The following is a 17,274-nucleotide window of genomic DNA, read 5'->3' on the forward strand; positions in this document are numbered from 1 at the left end:
GAGGGAGAATGGCGAAGTTTGATGATTTTGATTTGGACATTGTGGTGAAAAAACAGGACGACGTGGTACAACCGAACGTGACGAGTAAATCTCTTTGTACGCCAGGTTGTATCACAGGTGTGTTAATGTGTCTCACGCAAAATTCTTGTGTATCTTGTAACTCTTGCATTCGATGCTAATGGTTTCGATTGATCACACATTCATTGAACCATGTGAGCGTTAAATCACGCTAACAAGGTCGATCATAGGCTAACTTCCGACAAAAAAGAAAAAGGGAATTTGGCACTTACATTCACCCTTGATCGACAATCGTCAAGGAGGAGAAGGATTAGTAAGGACAAGGGCAGAAATAAAGAGGATAAGAAGCCCTTGTCCATTCTTGATTTTTCCTTAGATCATCTTGGAATGGTCCATGACTCATTATATCTCGGGTGAGACAGACATGATAGGGCCACCCGATGTTTTTGATGACATCAAGCATAAAAAACAAGCAATGCTAATATCTTTTGACTTGCATATACATATCGCCCGCTCAGAATGAAACAGACCGGATTATTTTATGAAAGAAAAAACTGGGCGATAAAAGGGATTGGAGTGATAACGTTTGCTACATGTAGTTGCGTTAGGCACGACTGATTTGCGGCCCTACCCCATCAGAATGTTGTGAACCCACAGACAGGTGTCATTATTCCTCAGTCTGTTGTTTCAAAAACAAAGTCGATAAGTTTGAAGGAAGGGCAAACTGCTCAAACATGAAGTATCACAACAATTTTTGAAACACCCTGCAAAAACCAAATGTCGTTTCGAAAGCAACGCAAGATTGGGCCGCCAGCTTTCTGCTTCGTACGAGGCAGAAGGTGTCAGCATGCTTTAGTATGGAATGTATGTATAGTTCCGTATAGAATCCCTTTTAACTTATGGAGATGGTGAATGATTGAGTAGGAGGCTTTATTATGAACGATCTTGTCTTTAAAAACATCGATACGTTTATGATTCGAACACCGGTTTTATCAGTAGACAACTATTTAAGATTTTTTGATCAAAAATTGACTGAGGGAGAAATGAAAGAGCGTCTGTTGGAAATTTGTCATAACCCTGTATTTAGAGAGAGTATCTTATATAGATGCAATTTGAAGCTTTAACATTTGTAGCTTTTACCGAGCATTTGATCGACTGTCGGGCGACCGAACAACGCCGCTTTCAGACCCATGTATGGGTCTGTGAAGCGGGTGGTTGTTCGGTCTTCCGTCACGCCTTGGCGTGACGGAGGCAAGCCTGTGGCTTGCCTTCGACAGTCGAAAAATGGACAAGTGACTTTTCCATCAAGGATATGTTAAACTTTTTCGTTGCATCTATATAGTAGCGAGTAAAAGTTTATATAATAAAATGATTGATTTTTGCAACGGCAAGGAAATAAAAAAATACGATTATTTTATCAAAGCCATTTATAAGTATTTGATAAGAATTAGCACGAGACCAACGCCATTTGGTCTTTTTGCAGGAGTAGACTTTGGTGAATACACGGATGAAAATACATCAATAAGATATGGAACGAATAAATATAAGAAATTTGCTAGGCCAGATTTAGAATGGCTGATGAAGATTGTAAAGAAATTGGAACAAGAACAATATGAGCAATTATGGTTCACGGTGAATGACAGTATATTTTTAAAAGGAGAACGGGCATATTTACTACATTCGACACGAAAAGACGATGACAAGCGAGTCAATGAAATCAGCGTCAGAGTCACCCTTCCTTTTAAAATCACGTGTGAATTAGCTCGTCACTTGATCCATTACCAAACATTAAAAAAAGAATTAATAAAACAATTTCCAAATACGAGTGAGGAAAAAATTGAACGTTTTCTCAAGCAACTAATAGAAAACGAATTTTTAATTTCCAATCTCCGCCCACCATTAACAGTAATGGATCAGCTTGATTATCTGATAAAGCGATTGAAAGAAAGCCATATAGAAGAGTGGAGTAACGAATTAATTGATATTCAACAAAAGATTCGCACATATACCATGACTCCGTTAGGAGAAGGGGAGCAAATATATAAAGAGTTACATAAAAAAATGAAAAAGTTAGCCGATACCAAAAATGTGTTACAAGTTGATATGAAGTTAAACTTACAAGAAAAGAAACTGAACAAGCAAGTGATAAAAGATGTAAATGAACTAATGCACATACTTCTACCTTTTTCGATGACCTATCAACAAACAGATTCTCCACTTTCGAGGTACAAGCAAGAATTTATCGAAAAATATGGGGTGGACAGAGAAGTTCCTTTACTAGAAATGCTTGATAATGATCTTGGTATAGGAGCACCTATGGATTATACAAACCTGAAAAACGCAAGACTCGCTGTAGGTGTACCCCATCAATTGATTGATGAGCAGTTAAGAGAATATTTTCTTCATAAATATATCGAGGCGGTTAAAGACAAAAAAAGTATAACAATAACAGAAGACGAGATAAAAGAATTGGGTCTAGATGATTATGATTACCAAAGCATCCCGGATTCATTAGACATTAACGTCATTATAAAATGTGACTCGGAACAAGATCTTGAGCACAATCATTTCAAATACTATATTGGTCCTAATTTAGGATCGACCCATGCGGGGAAAAGTTTTGGAAGGTTTTCTTATATGATGGAAGGGGAAGAGAAACTCTTCGAAACGTTAAATAAAGAAATGTTGAACTTGAATAATGATAGTGGCGAGTATGTAACTTGTGAGCTTGTTTATTTGCCAAATGAAACGAGACATGCCAATGTGACAAGAAATATTCATAACAGCGAATACGAACTTGCGTTGTTTACTAACAACAGCAAAGATGAATATCATCGATTGAGCTTAAATGATATTTTGATCGGCATAGAGAACGATATGTTTTATGCCAAAAGCAAAACACTAAATAAAAAGTTGATTATTACTATGAATAATATGTTGAATACCCAAAATGCCCCGAATGCGATTCGTTTTTTGTATGATATAAGCTTAGATGGCAAAAAAATTTGGTGTAATTTCCCTTGGGATACAATCTTTCAAGACTATGCTTACATACCGGCAATTGAATACAAAAATTTCGTCATAGCACCGCGAAAATGGGTGATCAATAAGATTATTAAAACAAACGACAAAATTAGTTTTACGGAATTTGAAAAACGCTTTAAAAAATTTTGTTCTGATTACGATGTGCCGAAATATGTTTATTTGACTTTTGCAGATAATCGGATTTTGTTGAATACAGAGGATGAAAATTGTTTAAGAATTCTTCATCACGAATTTAACAATAGATACGGAAACATTATTCTAAGTTCTTATGAAGAGGCTGATCTTCATTTAGTTAAAGATGATGCCGAAAAAGAGTATGTTTGTGAATTGGTCATTCCGCTAGTGAAAGTAAAACAAGAAAATCGTCAATGGTATGCCAAAGCGAAAAAATCAAATCATATCCCAAGTTTTTCAGATATAAGAGTCAAGTTGCCTTTTGAAAATTGGCTTTATTTAAAATTGTACGGGGTCCATTCTAGAGCGGATGATTTCATCGCCTTTTATCTTTCAGAATATTGTCGCGAAAAATTGGCTAAAGGAGAAATTGAAAAGTATTTCTTTATACGGTATGCCGACCCGGAGCAACATATAACCCGAGTTCGACAGTGACTAGGCAAACAAAATGCCTCTCGACCCTTGATACAAAAGGGACGAGAGGCATTTGAGCACACTTCGGGCGTGTATCTAGGGGCGAGGATGGATGCCTAGGATCTTCGGAGGAGGTTCCAGCCCTAGAGCCGCAAAGAGTTGCGCTTGTTTGGCCGTCAGCTCGGTTCGTTGATCAAGGTCTCCGTTTTTGAAGAAAAATGTCCAAGCATAAGACGCTCGCATTCGTCCCTTACTTTCGGCCACGATTCATGAGTCAGGAGAAAGGATCACGAAATGCTTTTGGCCAGACGCTCCAAGACAGCGCGATCCACCTCGTCTTCGCGCCCAAACGAATCCATCACCTTCGTTTTCGCATATTTGACCTTCGGATCCAATTCGTTGTGAGCAAGCCGGAGATACGCCACGGTCGTTCCATCTTTATTTTTGCGTGTTACTTTCCGCATGTACATGCCTATATTATAAACGATATTTGGCTATTTTAAAAGGTTAATTTGTCAATTCGTGTGCCTATGAAATTCAGCGTTTTTTTCTAGGATCCACATCGTGAAATCCTTGATATTACAGCATTTTAACCATTTTCATTTGCCTAAAATGGTCTCAAAACTGTCGAACTCGGGTATAAGATTAAGGCTGAATGCCAGTGAAGAGAAACTTCTGCAGATTTATCCGGATATGAAACAATGGCTGCGAACGTTAATCGACAAAAGAGTGGTGAGTCGTTTTTCCATCGACTGCTATGAAAGAGAAATTGAGCGTTATGGTGGAACAGAATTGATCGATCTTGCAGAAAACTTATTTTTCTTCGATAGCATAGTAGTAGAGGACATATTAAAGTTAAAACGTTTGAAACATATTCAATTTAGCGATGAAGTGATCGGAATGGTTTCCATCATTCATTATATGGAACAGTTCGGCCTAAATTATGAAAGTCAATTGGATTTCTTGCAACAGCAAGTCAACAAACAAGACTATCGTGAAGATTTTCAAAAGAATCGATCTGTTTACATGAAAGTTTGTAATACGGATAATGATTGGCAAGGGTTAAGAGACACTGATGAGGGGATGTTATTATTAAACGTTTTGAACCAAAGAAACAGAAGCATAAAAGAGTATGCAAGCAAGATCCAGGACGGTCTCGAAGCTTCTTCTGAATTATCTATTTTAGACAGTGTGATTCATTTACACTGTAACAGGCTATTCGGCATTGATCGAGAATTTGAAAAGAAAATCCGTACATTAGTTGCCCATACGTTATATGCATTAAAGTATATTAAAGCTCATGGATTAGTGTTAAAAAATTAAAGATGTTATCCATTTGTCCAAGCATTGGGGAGACGATATATAAATGGACCCACGACTTGGACTTTTTTCAACAAAAGCTCTACAAGCTCTCTTTTGTGTATTCAGGTGAAAAAACTTTTATGACGGGAAGAAGATCTCATTTTAGCATGCGGGGATTGAAAATGTTATGAATATAAAAGAGTATGATGATCACGTTACTATCAAAGATATTGTGAAATCAATAAGGATAGTTCCCAAGACGCTTGTTCTTATAAAGAACGTCGACAAACAAAGTTTTTTTATCATTATTTTCTTAAGCTTATTAATGGGAGGCGCACCGATTGTTACATTGCTCGGTTCGCAAAACTTGTTGAATGCAATCGGGTCCCAAAATATTCATATTATTATATCGGCATTGATCTTTTATATTTCTGCTGTTTTACTCAGCGAGATCATCAGCAGTTTCATGGAATATTACCAAAATAAGTTTCAAACTCTCATCAACTACAAACTTAATTTGCAAATCATGGACAAGTGTACAAGATTGTCTTTACAGCATTTTGAGGATGCCGAAGTTTATGATATGTTGCAAAGAGTACAGAATGAAACGCCGTATAAACCATTTGAAGTGTTTTTATCCATATTAGGTGCAATATCGGCGATTGTAACCTTTTTTTCATCGATGATGATTCTGATCCATTGGAAACCGTGGGTGTTGATTATATTAATCTTCATACCACTCGTTTTTTCTTTTTATTTTTTCAAGATTGGCCAAAGAGAGTTTAATGTTAGTTGGTTGCGTGCACCGGAAAAAAGGAAATCATGGTATTTGTCTTACCTAATGACAAGAGACAACACGTTCAAAGAAGTCAAAATATATAACTTGGCAGGCTATATTTTGAACAAATTTAAAGAAATCAACAAAACGTTCGTCGAGCAGGATATCCATCTTTTTAAAAGAAGAACGGTTTTTACATTTATTTTTGAGCTCGTTGAACAAATATGTATCAATACCGTACTTGTTATCATCATCATTTCGGCGTTGGCAGGTGAAATCCTTATAGGTCACGTCGTAGGGCTTATTCAGGCCTTGAACTTAATTTCTAGCAACTCTAAGAAAATATTGAATATCATCCATTCCCTGTATAAAAACAATTTATATATCAACCAACTGTTTGAATTTTTGGGGTTAGACGAAGAAGTATTGGACAAAGGAGATCGATTCGTATCAGGGATAGACAAAATCGAAAATATTAAGATAAGAAATTTAACGTTTCGTTATCCAACGAATCCAAAAGTAGTATTGAAAAATATTAACCTCGACATCAACAAAGGGGAAAGAATAGCCATCGTCGGTGCAAATGGATCAGGAAAAAGCACCCTTATAAAACTTTTATTGAAATTGTATGAGCACGATGAGGATAGCATTTTTTATAATGGTGTGTCCATCAATGATTTGGATACGGAACAATTGAGAAAAAACATTGCCGTGTTGTTCCAAGATTTTGTGAAGTATGAATTGAAATTAAGGGAAAACGTGGGGTTTGGCGATATTACGCGCATTGATCGTGACGGAGAATTAAAACAAGCCATGGAGAGGGCGAGAGTAAATTTTATCGAGGATTTAGATACTCAGCTTGGTTTATGGTTTGTCGACGGTGTTCAGCTTTCGGGAGGACAGTGGCAAAAAGTAGCGATTGCTAGGGCGTTATTTCGGGATGCATCCGTATATATATTGGATGAACCTAGCTCGGCACTGGATCCCATTTCCGAGAAAGAAGTCATTGATATGTTTATCAATATGACAAAAGATAAAATTGGTATCTTTATCTCACATCGTCTATCAACAGCTAAGCTTGCCGATAAAATCGTAGTAATGAATGATGGTGAAATTGTCGGTATAGGTACGCATTGGGAATTGTTAGCTACGAATGAGTTATACAGAAGAATGTATGAATTGGAAGCTTTGAAAAACGAGGAGGAGTATGAGCATCTCAATGAAAGCGCTGGTTTGTAATCTTGCGAAAAAATTGTCGGATTATGAGAATATGAAGCGAATCGTCAATCACCCAAGTAATTATATTAAAATTGGAAACAAGACGATAAATCCGTTTAATGAGTTAAGTTTAAGCCATGGGTTACCAGCCTTATGTGCGCTGTACGGCGAATTGGGCGAACAATATCCGGATGAAGGTTGGGATTTATTAGGGCATCAATACATCAAAAAAATCGGTGAACAAATGAATCAACACGGCTTCCCTTCTTTATCCATGTTTACCGGATTGGCAGGGATCGGCCTTGCTGCAGTATGTTTATCCAAGGGAGGAAAAAGGTATCAAAACTTTATCTCAACGATTAATCAAGCCATCGAAGAAAGAATCGGAGAAATGATCGAGTATTTGAAACAGAAACCGTATCCGAATATGGACGATTACGATGCTATTTCGGGAGTAGCGGGTATAGCGAGCTACTGCCTATTATTTCCGCAAGAGATGAAAAAAAGTATTACGTTAATCTTAAAATACATTATAGATTTATCTCAAGATAAACAAATGGAGGATATCAACGTTCCTGGCTGGTATATTACCCCAAAGAATGCTTTTTCAGACACTGAAAGGAGAAAATGGCCATCGGGTTTCTTTAACATTGGGTTGTCTCACGGTATACCTGCTTTACTCATTGTCTTGTGCAATGCTAAAAAACTGAATATTTACGTAGATGGGCAAGATGAATGCATTCAAAGAATAGCTGATTTTCTTATGAAGTTTCAAATTAAAGATGAAAATGGCTCTTATTGGGGGACTCATGTTTCTCTAGAAGGATGGTGAAAAACGAGAACGGCCTGCAAATCGATGGCATTTCATCAGAAAAGAAAGCCGATTGGCCGCGTTTTTCGAATTGAAAGATAGCAGGAATCAGCCATATTTTGCGCTAAATCACCAGCCCTCTAGAGGAATACAAAAATGGCTCTGTCCTAAACAAAGATACAAGGGATGCCTGGTGTTATGGCACGCCTGGTGTTGCTTATTCGTTACTTATAGCAGGTAAAACTCTAAATAATCAATCATACATTGATTGTGCTGTCAGCGGAATGAAACTGGCAAGCAAACGGCTTTACAACATTTTTTCTCCTTCCTTCTGTCATGGTTTATCGGGAGTTGCGTATATATGCAACAGATTTTATGAAGAAACGAATATCAGCGATTTTAAGGAAGCCGCCTGCAAATTAGTCGATGATATAATAAAATTTTATAATGAGGAATTCCCTTTTGGCTTTAAAAATATTGAGGAGAGCGAAGGAAGCACGAAATATTATGATTATGTGGGACTAATCGATGGAACAGCGGGAATTTTATTGACGATATTAGCTATACAAAACTCGAAAAAAACGCCTTGGGATTGTGCATTTTTATTATCTGAAGTTTAAATGTTGTTTATATACAATGGAAAAGCCGACTGATCGATGGTTAGAGGCAAGCCGCAGAGGGGGCTCCATCATACCTTGGCGTACCGATCGGTCGAACAACTCCCTAAAAAGGGTGTTGTTCGATCAACCGGTCATCGATCAAATATGTTGGAAAAGGTTCATAGACAAGAGGTGTCTTTCACCCGGGCGTCACTCAAGACGTGCGCATTTTTTAGTAAAAAGCAACAAAGAGTAAAGCTTCACATTGCACCTATGAACAACGCAACGGTGTTATGAGATTACCCCATGATATGGGGATGGAATAGGTTAAAATGCGATTCAACTGTATGGGGGATCAAAAGATGAATAACAAGAAAATTTTGGTCGTTGATGATGATGAAGATATTTGCTGCACCATTAAACAATATTTGGAGCTTCATCATTATCAGGTAGAAACGGTCCACAGCGGTGTAGAAGCGTTGAAGATGATAAACGACGATTTTGATTTGATTGTGTTGGATATCATGATGGAAGGAATTGACGGAATGGAGCTGTGTACAATCATTCGTGATCGGGTTGATTACCCTATTGTATTTGTTAGTGCTAAAACGCTGGAGGAAGATAAGGTTCAAGCTCTGGCGATCGGTGGGGATGACTACATCACCAAGCCGTTCAGCTTAAAGGAGTTAAAGGCGAGAATTGATTCTCATTTAAGAAGGGAAGAACGGATTCGTTCAAACGAGAGATATCTTTTGAGTTCTAAAAATATTACGATTGATCTTTTGGCTAATGAAGTCTTTTGTAAAGGAAAGAAATTACCGTTAACAAAAAAAGAATATGAGATTGTGAAGTTGTTGATGCTCAATAAAAAGGTCGTTTTCTCCAAAGAAAGAATCTTTGAACGAGTATGGGGGATTGACTCCGACAGCCAGTTAGACACGGTTACAGAAAGCATCAAAAATATTCGAAAAAAAATCAAGGACGTCGATCCAGAAACCTCTTATATTCAAACATTATATGGGCTCGGCTATAAATGGGATGTGAGCAATGAAAAACGATAAAACAATCAAACGAGATTTTTACTTGTTGGTTGTGAAGGTAGTGTTGGCAACAGTGATCTCTTCGGCCGTTACCTATTTATGCGTAATCTATTTGATTATGACATTAACCACGAACGATGTGGTGAAACCGACCAATTATTTCGTGAAGGATTTGGATTTGATTGAAAAAAAGGTGAAAGAAAACGAAGAGGCGATTTTCAAGGGGAGATTAATTCCCATTCATCGTTACAGTGAAAAGATACAGGGAGAAGTTGTAGACATCAGCGGTAAGCATCTGTATGGTGATCGAGAAATTATAGACGATCAAGTAGATATTAGTCAATCGATCAACCGTGAGATTGTAAAAGGAAGCTATGTGTATCGGTTCATTCCCCTGAAGCATGATAACGCCATTCAGGCGGTATATGTGTTGAAAGCGCCTTTTGGGTTCATCATTAACAATCAAAATCGCTTGGAAGCCGTGTTGATTTATGCTGTGATGTTTATTTCTCCGTTGATCTTTTTTATTGTCTATTTGATTTTCTTTACATCTAGGCTGTACAAATCATTGTTTCATAATGTCAAATTGTTGCTCCAGGCTTCTGATCACATTGCAAGCGGGAATTTTGATTTTCAAGTCTCGGGGTTGAAAAGAAAAGAGTTTATCAAGATCCAGGATTCCTTTAATACCATGATCAGTGCACTGAAAGAAATGGTGGAACGTTTAGCAAAGACCGATGACGAACGAAAAATGATGGTATCATCGATCGCACATGATATCAGAACCCCGTTAACGGTCATCCAAGGACAAATTGATTTGATTCAAGATTTGAGAAAGTTGGACCACTTTGATGTCACTCCCCATTTAGAGATTATTCGCAAAAACTGTGGGAAGATGACCATGTTGACAGATAATTTGTCGTTGCTCTATAAAGTGGAGAATGACCACTTCTCATTGAATGGAAAAGAAGTGGATGTAAGGCAAATCCTTGAGGAGAAAAAACTAGAGATCTCAACAATGGTTTACCATCAAAAATCGATAAACATTTGCTTTGATGTGAATTTGCAAAAATCATCTTACATACTTGATGAAGCGATGTTAATGAGAGTGTTGGACAATATTTTATACAACAGCCTGAGGTTTACAAAAAGCGGAGAAATTAAGTTGGAAGTACATGATGAAAAAGAGGGGAATGAGTGTAAAATCTATTTTCGCTGTTCAGATACAGGAACGGGATTTAAAGAAAACGATACGTCTTTGTTGTTCCAGCCTTTTTACCAGGATAAGCAGTATAAAAATCATGTTGGATTAGGACTGTATATTGCTAAAAGAATTGTGAATCATCATGGCGGTGAAATTTGGGCCTACAACAATGAAAAAGGTGGAGCGACGGTTGAATTTTATATTAAGGAGCTATCTGATTAATCATCCAATCTTATGGGCTTTCCGCCGTTATCGAGAGTGGAGAATGCAGCTAGGGAGGAATTTCTCTTTCCCTAGCTGACAGTCTCTAAGCCTTTATTTTCTTTTAGCAATCAAAAATTGGTGGTTCACCGTAACAGCTACTTCTTCATCTGGGTTTACGCCTTTGATGCTGTATACCCAGCCAAAGTTCAAGTGAGTTCGTTTTTCATCCGTTTGATCGGGAATGACTTCGATCTTTCGCAGCTCTTTTTTACTCAAGATTTGATGATGCTCATTGATGGTAATCGTCTCCGCTACTTTCCCGATCGGTTTGTTCAATTGATTCCGATCGACTTTTGCTGCTTGAATCATGTACGTTCGGCCTTGATAGTGAATTTCTTGCAAATTTTCTTTGTTCAACTCGTATTTTGGTAATTTCCGATCGATCTCCATATTTTGTGTGGCTGTCTTTTTTAAGTTACTGACAAGTGAACAACCTGCTATAAAGAGGATTCCAATCAACATGAGGAGTAAGATAGAGTTTTTCATCGTTACTCTGAAACCTCCTTTTTTACCATCCCATTGAGAGGGAGCAGTGAACTTTCATTCATGTGGTTGATTTCCTTCCCAACGATGAAACCAGATCGAACCGATGATGGTGACGATGATGAAGCTTAGAAGGGCATAGGCTATTCCTTCCCATAATGATAGCGAAAAGGAACTTAATAACTGCGCCCCCAAGGTTTGCTTTACTTCGGGCATCATAAGAATCGGAAATTGTGAGAGACGAACAGCCCAAGCCCAAGGAATATAGCTCCATACGTGATCACCTAAGGAAGTTGCGCCAATCAGGGCAGAAATGAGAAATCCGCCGCTTCCTACTGCGATCGAGGCTCCCATTCCAAAGGCAAAGCTGATGAACAGATGCAAAGAAAAAAGGATGAGTGAGCCCACGATGGAGAGCATGGCTCCTTGCAAAAATAACTGATAATGAATGTGCGCCACTTTGAGTACGTATTTCATTCCAAAGAGCATGAGAATCGTCGCTAGCAAGATGTCCGCGCATGCAATAAAGATGAGCAGCGTGAGTTTGCCAACATACCATTGAACTTTGGATACAGGACCGGTCAAGATGTTCATGAAACTTCCTGCTTTTTCTTCTTGATAGGACATCAGCCCAGTCAGTAGGGAGATAATGATCGGTAAGGAAACGGCCATTACTTCAAAAAATCCTTGATAGATTTTCATCTGCCAAAACGTAGAGGTACGGTAGTGCGAAAAATACCATACCATAAAGAGAGAATAAATGATTGGCGTGATGATGACCATCATCCGAATCGCTGTGCGTTTTGTTTTTATCCATTCGGATGACAGAAGGCGAAGAAACGACATGTCAATACACTTCCTTTCGCGCAAACCAAACGGCGGTTAAAAAAGATAACAATAGAAACATGACAAGGGCGATCGCCAGGCCTATTGGAATGACAGAAGGATCCAATAGCGGACTCCCTTTTTCCAAAGGAACACCGTTCGGATGAACCCCGACGATCGGGCACATCATCCTCATTCCCCAGCTCCATGGGATGAACAGCCAATACGGTTGTGCGGCCATGACTACCCCTAAGGCGAGGCCAATGACACTGACAATGATCGAGACTACCATCCCGAACCGCTCGGCCACAAATAATCCGATCGGGATATAGGCTAAAGAGGTCAACCAAATGACCAAGCTGGCGAATACGGCGACCGTAGCTGATGAGAGGCTGTTGGGAAAAAGCCATTTCAATAAAACAAGTAAGATGATCAGCTCTATTGTTGAGAGCAACATGTAATAGGCGATGACGGTGATTTTGCTCCACCATAGACGCACGATGCTAATGTCGTGACAACGCAACACTTTATCGTTTCCTGACTTTTTCTCCCTTACCGTTGACAAGGAAGCGATCAAGGCTGTTCCAATCGGAACAAAAATCAATGGCCACCAATTAAATACGGCATATTCAAAATAATTGTGTGTGGAATTTATAGTTGGCATGGTGATGATGGCGTACAGGACAAAGAAAAGCGGAGCGATGAATACAAGTTTTTTCGCAAACGTCCGCTTATATTTTAAACGTTCTGACTCGAACATATTGAGCATGATTTCCATCCTCCTTCATTACTCGTTCACTACATCGACAAAGAGTTTTTCGAGATCTTGGCTTTCGTCTATTTTCCCTTCGTACCTGAGTTTTCCGTTTTGGATAATGCCAATATAATCGGCTAATTGCTTAACTTCGGACAAAATATGGCTCGATAGAATGACGGTGATCCCGTTTTCGGTAAACGATTGAATGAGTTTTCGCAAGTCCTGTATGCCTAATGGGTCCAAGCCGTTTGTTGGTTCGTCGAGAATGAGCAGCTTTGGATGGTTTAAAAGCGCTTTGGCAATTCCTAATCGCTGTTTCATTCCGAGGGAAAATTGAGATGCTTTCTTTTTCCCTGTATTTTCTAAGCCGACGATGTTCAAAACTTCTTGGATCCGCGACTCAGGCAAATGAAGCAATTTAGCGTGAACAAGCAAGTTTTCATGAGCCGTTAGATTGCCGTAAAGAGCAGGGGATTCGATCAGCACACCGATATCTTTTAAGTCTTTTCTGCTCCAAGGATGGCCGTTGATCATGATTTCCCCTTTCGTAGGACGCAAAAGCCCTGTCAGCATTTTTAAAAGGGTTGACTTTCCGGCTCCATTTGGTCCGAGCAATCCATAAACCGTCTGTTTCTTGACTTTAATGGATACATCATCTACGACGAGTTGTTTCCCAAACGCTTTGCTTACATGATGGGTCTCTAACATATACTCTCCCATGTTCATTCTCCTCCTATATATAGAAAATTGGGTGGTGATGTTGCTTTTAGCTGGCATTAGCGAAAGGAGCGATGGCGATATCCGTGCTGTGTTTCATATTAATGGCTCAATGTAATGTTTTTATAAGAAAATGAGCACATGGATGATGTTTTTTACAGATTGGGCTTCGTACCTTGGTTTATCGTTTGCTGTTGCCGTGATCAGCGTTCTTCATTGATCAGTGAATGAAAATGATTGGAAATATCGATGGATTTGAGCGGTTAAGCTGATGTCACATGTGGTGAGGAAACAGAATGGTCAAGGGGGATGTTGTAGTTCGTACATAGGGAGTGGGAGGCGGTTGACTAATGAACAAAACATATCATTTGTGGGGTGGGAATCACCCAACCCACAATGATTTTCAAATCTTATTTATGGCAGCAAAAACTGGACTGAACTTCCTCCGTTTTGTATCCTTACTCAAATAATCATTGACAAGCATTCATTTTGATTAATACGAACGTCAGGGGTTATATCTATATAAATATTCTCGCCCGCTCCGGGGCGAGTAAGCAGGGGAGAGTGGTGTTCAAATTCTTGTTGGGGTGGCGCCAAAGGGCTGATTACAGCCCCTTGGGCGTCACTTTCTTTTCCACTTTGCGCAGCAGCCAGTCAAAGGCAATCGCTAAGATCGCTGCGGGGATGGCGCCGGCTAAAATCAAGTTTTTGTCGGCGATGCGCAAGCCGCGGTCGATCAAGTCGCCAAGCCCGCCAGCGCCGATGAAGGTCGCCAAGGCGGCGACGCCGATCGTCAGCACCGTTGCCGTGCGCACGCCAGCCATAATGACGGGAAGCGAGAGAGGAAGTTCAACCATCCATAAAATTTGCCGCGATGTCATCCCCATCCCCCGGCCAGCGTCCACCAGCGCCGGGTCGACGCCGAGAATCCCGGTGTACGTGTTGCGCAAAATCGGCAGCAAGGCATACAGCATCAACGCGATGATCGCCGGCAGTTTGCCGATGCCGAAAATCGGAAGCATAAACCCAAGCAACGCCAAGCTCGGAATCGTCTGAATGATGGCGGCCACACCAATGATCGGCTCGGCGAGTTTGCGATGCCGCGTCAATACGACGCCAAGCGGCACGGCGATGACGATCGCAATGCCCATGGCGATAGCGGATAAGAGCACATGCTCTTGAAAGGCGATCCAAATATCGTTCTTTCGTTCGATAAACGTCTGCAACAATTCCATCGTATCCCTCCTTGGCGGAAAAAACGGCAGCGGAAGGCTGCCGCTTCGTCGTGAAAAGTGAAGATGAAAACAGTCATCCACTTTTTATTCGCAAGCAGAACGAATTCCGTTGACAAACCGCTCGAGCGATTTTTCCTTTTTAACATGAGGCGTGTTGTTCAAGCGAGGCGATTGCGGCGTCGAGTTTTCCGGCTGTGATTTGCCTGCGCATGTTCCGTTGCCCGTCACGCGTGCTGCTGAAACGTCCACTCCGCGAGCGCGCGCATCATGCTCGAGCGCGTGATCCCGCCGACGAGCCGGTCGCCATCGAGCACCGGAATGATGCGCACATCCGGATTTTGGAACAGAGCGGCGACGTTCGTGACGTCCGCTTCTTTCGCCAACGTCGTCACATCGTAATCGGCGATGTCGGCGACTAACAAATGTTCTTCTTGATAGCGCTTCTCGATTTGTTTCAGCGTCACGATGCCGAGAAAGGCCTGCTTTTTATCGACCACGACCAGGCTGTCGACTTTTTTCGCTTTCATCAATCGGAATGCCTCGGCCAAACCGCGGCGCGGCGAGATCGTCGCGACGTCCGCCGACATTAAATCTTCCGCCGTCGGCACGGCCGTCTGGCGGGTCCGCAGCCGGTCTTCGCCGATAAACTCGCGGACAAACGAGTTCGCCGGCCGCCGGAGCATTTGGTCGGGCGTCGCAAACTGGACGATTTCCCCGTCCTTCATCAAGGCGATCCGATCGGCGATTTTAATGGCTTCATCCATATCGTGGGTGACAAAGACGATCGTTTTTTGAATCTCTTCCTGCAGGCGGACGATGTCCTCTTGCAGCTGTTCGCGGCTGATCGGGTCAAGAGCGCTGAACGGTTCATCCATCAAAATAATATCCGGTTCAGCCGCCAAGGCGCGGACGACGCCGACGCGCTGCTGCTGGCCGCCGCTGAGCTCTGACGGGTAGCGGTGCTTGAATGTGGACGGATCCAATCCGACGAGCTCAAGCAGCTCATCCACCCGCTTTTCATAGGCGTGTTTTTCCCACTTTTTCAACTTCGGCACGAGCGCGATGTTTTCCGCGATCGTCATGTGCGGAAACAAGCCGATTTGCTGGATGACGTAGCCGATGTTGCGCCGCAGCTCAACCGGGTCGAGCTCGGAAATGTCTTGCCCGTCGATGTACACTTTGCCCGATGTCGGCTCGATCAAGCGGTTGATCATCCGCATCGTCGTCGTTTTTCCGCACCCGCTCGGCCCGATCAAGGCGACAAGCTCACCTTTGCGGACTTCGAGGTTGATATTTTTTAAGGCGACAAATCCATCCTCATACTGTTTCGTCACGTTTTCAAACCGAATCATTGACATTCCTCGCTTTCTAGTCGATCAGTCCTTCCGCTTTTAAGAAGTCAATCGCCACCTCGCGCGGCCGTTTTCCTTCCAAGTTCACTTGGCCGTTGAGTTCCATCATCTTTTCATCGGTCAAAATATTGGCCAACTTGTTCAGTTTCTCCTCAAGCCCTGGATTGGCATCGAGCACTTCCTGGCGGATGATCGGCACGGCGTGGTACGGCGGGAAGTAGTGTTTGTCATCTTTAAGCACGACCAAATCGTATTTTTTGATTCTTGCATCGGTTGTATAGGCCGTGATGACGTCAATCTCCCCATTTTTCGCCGCTTCGTATTGCAAGTCCGGATCGATTGTCACTTTTTTCTTGAATTGAAACCCGTACGTATCGACAAGCCCGTCATAGCCGTCGCTTCGCTCAAAAAACTCGGCGTCCGACCCGAAGGTGAGGGAGGACGAGTGTTTGGCCAAATCGGAGTACGTTTTCACCCCAAGTTTCTCGGCAAGATCCTTGCGCAACGCCAAGGCGTAGGTGTTGTTAAATCCGAGTGGTTTGAGCCAAGCGATGTTGTATTTTTCCTTATATAATTTCTTTGTTACGTTGTAAATTTGTTCGGGCGTCTTTTTGGGGTCGTACGGCTGTTTTAAAATGTTCAAATACCCTGTCCCTGTGTACTCGACATACATGTCGACATCGCCATTTTCAATGGCCTGCTGCAACATAAACGCGCCGCCTAAACTGTCTTTCACTTCAACATCCAAATCCGTATGGGCTTTCACATATTCGGCCAACAAATGCGTCAAAATCACCTGCTCGGTAAACTTCTTTCCGCTAATCACAATTTTTCCTTTCGCATCGCTCGTTCCGTTGCAGGCAGCCAATCCAAATACAAGCCCAACAGCGAGCAAAGATCGGATCCATTTTCGCAACACAATTCCTCCTTTTTTTGGCTGTTATCATGCATAATGAAGGGGGGGAAAAGGCGGCAACAAGACGCGGAGGGGATGAAAAAGCGTCACAAACAAAGGATACCGCAATTTGGGTGCAACTG

At 41.3% G+C, this 17,274-nt stretch carries 16 protein-coding genes and 2 pseudogenes; 9 read left to right on the plus strand and 9 right to left on the minus strand.

Features of this window, described 5'->3' with window-relative positions; genetic code table 11:
- Positions 1–8 precede the first annotated feature (8 nt).
- From A0V43_RS19510 to A0V43_RS17280, 3 genes are all read left to right on the plus strand, one after another.
- On the plus strand, positions 9–179 hold the full coding sequence (locus A0V43_RS19510) for a gallidermin/nisin family lantibiotic (RefSeq protein ID WP_008881441.1): 171 nt from the start codon (positions 9–11) through the stop codon (positions 177–179).
- A gap of 774 nt (positions 180–953) precedes the next feature.
- Positions 954–1,142, plus strand: coding sequence for a hypothetical protein (locus A0V43_RS17275; protein ID WP_063193645.1), 189 nt, complete (start codon positions 954–956; stop codon positions 1,140–1,142).
- A 244-nt stretch (positions 1,143–1,386) separates the two neighbouring features.
- Positions 1,387–3,672 carry a lantibiotic dehydratase family protein gene (locus A0V43_RS17280; RefSeq protein ID WP_236930863.1) on the plus strand — a complete coding sequence of 762 codons (2,286 nt, stop codon included), beginning with the start codon at positions 1,387–1,389 and terminating at the stop codon, positions 3,670–3,672.
- Between the two features lie 75 nt (positions 3,673–3,747).
- On the opposite strand, the pseudogene A0V43_RS21075 reads toward A0V43_RS17280, so the two are convergent.
- Positions 3,748–3,926: pseudogene (locus A0V43_RS21075) on the minus strand (IS1634 family transposase); the annotation flags it as partial.
- Positions 3,927–3,941: 15 nt separating this feature from the next.
- A pseudogene (locus A0V43_RS20650) lies at positions 3,942–4,121 on the minus strand (IS1634 family transposase); the annotation flags it as partial.
- 223 nt (positions 4,122–4,344) lie between these two features.
- Between A0V43_RS20650 and A0V43_RS17285 the strand changes: the two are divergent.
- The 6 genes from A0V43_RS17285 to A0V43_RS17310 all read left to right on the plus strand — a co-directional run bounded on the left by A0V43_RS17285 (position 4,345) and on the right by A0V43_RS17310 (position 10,825).
- Positions 4,345–4,974 carry a thiopeptide-type bacteriocin biosynthesis protein gene (locus A0V43_RS17285; protein WP_236930864.1) on the plus strand — a complete coding sequence of 210 codons (630 nt, stop codon included), beginning with the start codon at positions 4,345–4,347 and terminating at the stop codon, positions 4,972–4,974.
- Positions 4,975–5,140: 166 nt separating this feature from the next.
- A complete protein-coding gene (locus A0V43_RS17290) occupies positions 5,141–6,970 on the plus strand; it encodes an ABC transporter ATP-binding protein (protein WP_063193647.1) in 1,830 nt (609 codons plus the stop codon).
- Positions 6,951–7,781, plus strand: coding sequence for a lanthionine synthetase C family protein (locus A0V43_RS17295; RefSeq protein ID WP_236930865.1), 831 nt, complete (start codon positions 6,951–6,953; stop codon positions 7,779–7,781). The genes A0V43_RS17290 and A0V43_RS17295 overlap by 20 nt, the downstream gene beginning before the upstream one ends.
- 107 nt (positions 7,782–7,888) lie before the next feature.
- Positions 7,889–8,380, plus strand: a complete 492-nt coding sequence (locus tag A0V43_RS17300) for a lanthionine synthetase LanC family protein (protein WP_335339947.1) — start codon at positions 7,889–7,891, stop codon at positions 8,378–8,380.
- 341 nt (positions 8,381–8,721) lie between these two features.
- Positions 8,722–9,420 (plus strand): response regulator transcription factor, encoded by a 699-nt coding sequence (locus A0V43_RS17305; protein WP_004888808.1) that lies wholly within the window; start codon positions 8,722–8,724, stop codon positions 9,418–9,420.
- Positions 9,407–10,825 (plus strand): HAMP domain-containing sensor histidine kinase, encoded by a 1,419-nt coding sequence (locus A0V43_RS17310; RefSeq protein WP_014194795.1) that lies wholly within the window; start codon positions 9,407–9,409, stop codon positions 10,823–10,825. Before A0V43_RS17305 ends, A0V43_RS17310 begins: the two co-directional genes overlap by 14 nt.
- 93 nt (positions 10,826–10,918) lie before the next feature.
- Here the strand turns inward: A0V43_RS17310 and A0V43_RS17315 are convergent, their stop codons facing one another.
- The 7 genes from A0V43_RS17315 to A0V43_RS17345 all read right to left on the minus strand — a co-directional run bounded on the left by A0V43_RS17315 (position 10,919) and on the right by A0V43_RS17345 (position 17,155).
- Positions 10,919–11,353 (minus strand): NisI/SpaI family lantibiotic immunity lipoprotein, encoded by a 435-nt coding sequence (locus A0V43_RS17315; RefSeq protein WP_025039376.1) that lies wholly within the window; start codon positions 11,351–11,353, stop codon positions 10,919–10,921.
- A 54-nt stretch (positions 11,354–11,407) separates the two neighbouring features.
- A complete protein-coding gene (locus A0V43_RS17320) occupies positions 11,408–12,196 on the minus strand; it encodes a lantibiotic immunity ABC transporter MutG family permease subunit (protein WP_004888811.1) in 789 nt (262 codons plus the stop codon).
- Between the two features lies 1 nt (position 12,197).
- Complete coding sequence (locus tag A0V43_RS17325; RefSeq protein WP_008881432.1) at positions 12,198–12,944, minus strand: lantibiotic immunity ABC transporter MutE/EpiE family permease subunit; 747 nt, start codon at positions 12,942–12,944, stop codon at positions 12,198–12,200.
- 18 nt (positions 12,945–12,962) lie between these two features.
- Entirely contained in the window at positions 12,963–13,652 is a 690-nt protein-coding gene (locus A0V43_RS17330; RefSeq protein ID WP_008881431.1) for a lantibiotic protection ABC transporter ATP-binding protein, read from the minus strand.
- A 602-nt stretch (positions 13,653–14,254) separates the two neighbouring features.
- The gene (locus tag A0V43_RS17335) at positions 14,255–14,884 is read right to left on the minus strand and encodes an ABC transporter permease (protein ID WP_063193648.1); all 630 of its coding nucleotides are present in this window, start codon (positions 14,882–14,884) and stop codon (positions 14,255–14,257) included.
- A gap of 224 nt (positions 14,885–15,108) precedes the next feature.
- The gene (locus A0V43_RS17340) at positions 15,109–16,236 is read right to left on the minus strand and encodes a betaine/proline/choline family ABC transporter ATP-binding protein (protein WP_063193649.1); all 1,128 of its coding nucleotides are present in this window, start codon (positions 16,234–16,236) and stop codon (positions 15,109–15,111) included.
- A 16-nt stretch (positions 16,237–16,252) separates the two neighbouring features.
- Positions 16,253–17,155 (minus strand): extracellular solute-binding protein, encoded by a 903-nt coding sequence (locus tag A0V43_RS17345; protein ID WP_063193650.1) that lies wholly within the window; start codon positions 17,153–17,155, stop codon positions 16,253–16,255.
- Positions 17,156–17,274: the final 119 nt, after the last annotated feature.

Origin of the sequence: Geobacillus sp. JS12, from assembly GCF_001592395.1 — a bacterium.
Lineage (GTDB): Bacteria > Bacillota > Bacilli > Bacillales > Anoxybacillaceae > Geobacillus > Geobacillus zalihae.

Bases quoted from the DNA above. Each gene is read 5' to 3' on its own strand.
- A0V43_RS19510 (WP_008881441.1), top strand. From the start codon at position 9: ATGGCGAAGTTTGATGATTTTGATTTGGACATTGTGGTGAAAAAACAG.
- A0V43_RS17275 (WP_063193645.1), top strand. From the start codon at position 954: ATGAACGATCTTGTCTTTAAAAACATCGATACGTTTATGATTCGAACA.
- A0V43_RS17280 (WP_236930863.1), top strand. From the start codon at position 1,387: ATGATTGATTTTTGCAACGGCAAGGAAATAAAAAAATACGATTATTTT.
- A0V43_RS17285 (WP_236930864.1), top strand. From the start codon at position 4,345: ATGAAACAATGGCTGCGAACGTTAATCGACAAAAGAGTGGTGAGTCGT.
- A0V43_RS17290 (WP_063193647.1), top strand. From the start codon at position 5,141: ATGAATATAAAAGAGTATGATGATCACGTTACTATCAAAGATATTGTG.
- A0V43_RS17295 (WP_236930865.1), top strand. From the start codon at position 6,951: ATGAAAGCGCTGGTTTGTAATCTTGCGAAAAAATTGTCGGATTATGAG.
- A0V43_RS17305 (WP_004888808.1), top strand. From the start codon at position 8,722: ATGAATAACAAGAAAATTTTGGTCGTTGATGATGATGAAGATATTTGC.
- A0V43_RS17310 (WP_014194795.1), top strand. From the start codon at position 9,407: ATGAAAAACGATAAAACAATCAAACGAGATTTTTACTTGTTGGTTGTG.
- A0V43_RS17315 (WP_025039376.1), bottom strand. From the start codon at position 11,353: ATGAAAAACTCTATCTTACTCCTCATGTTGATTGGAATCCTCTTTATA.
- A0V43_RS17320 (WP_004888811.1), bottom strand. From the start codon at position 12,196: ATGTCGTTTCTTCGCCTTCTGTCATCCGAATGGATAAAAACAAAACGC.
- A0V43_RS17325 (WP_008881432.1), bottom strand. From the start codon at position 12,944: ATGCTCAATATGTTCGAGTCAGAACGTTTAAAATATAAGCGGACGTTT.
- A0V43_RS17330 (WP_008881431.1), bottom strand. From the start codon at position 13,652: ATGGGAGAGTATATGTTAGAGACCCATCATGTAAGCAAAGCGTTTGGG.
- A0V43_RS17335 (WP_063193648.1), bottom strand. From the start codon at position 14,884: ATGGAATTGTTGCAGACGTTTATCGAACGAAAGAACGATATTTGGATC.
- A0V43_RS17340 (WP_063193649.1), bottom strand. From the start codon at position 16,236: ATGATTCGGTTTGAAAACGTGACGAAACAGTATGAGGATGGATTTGTC.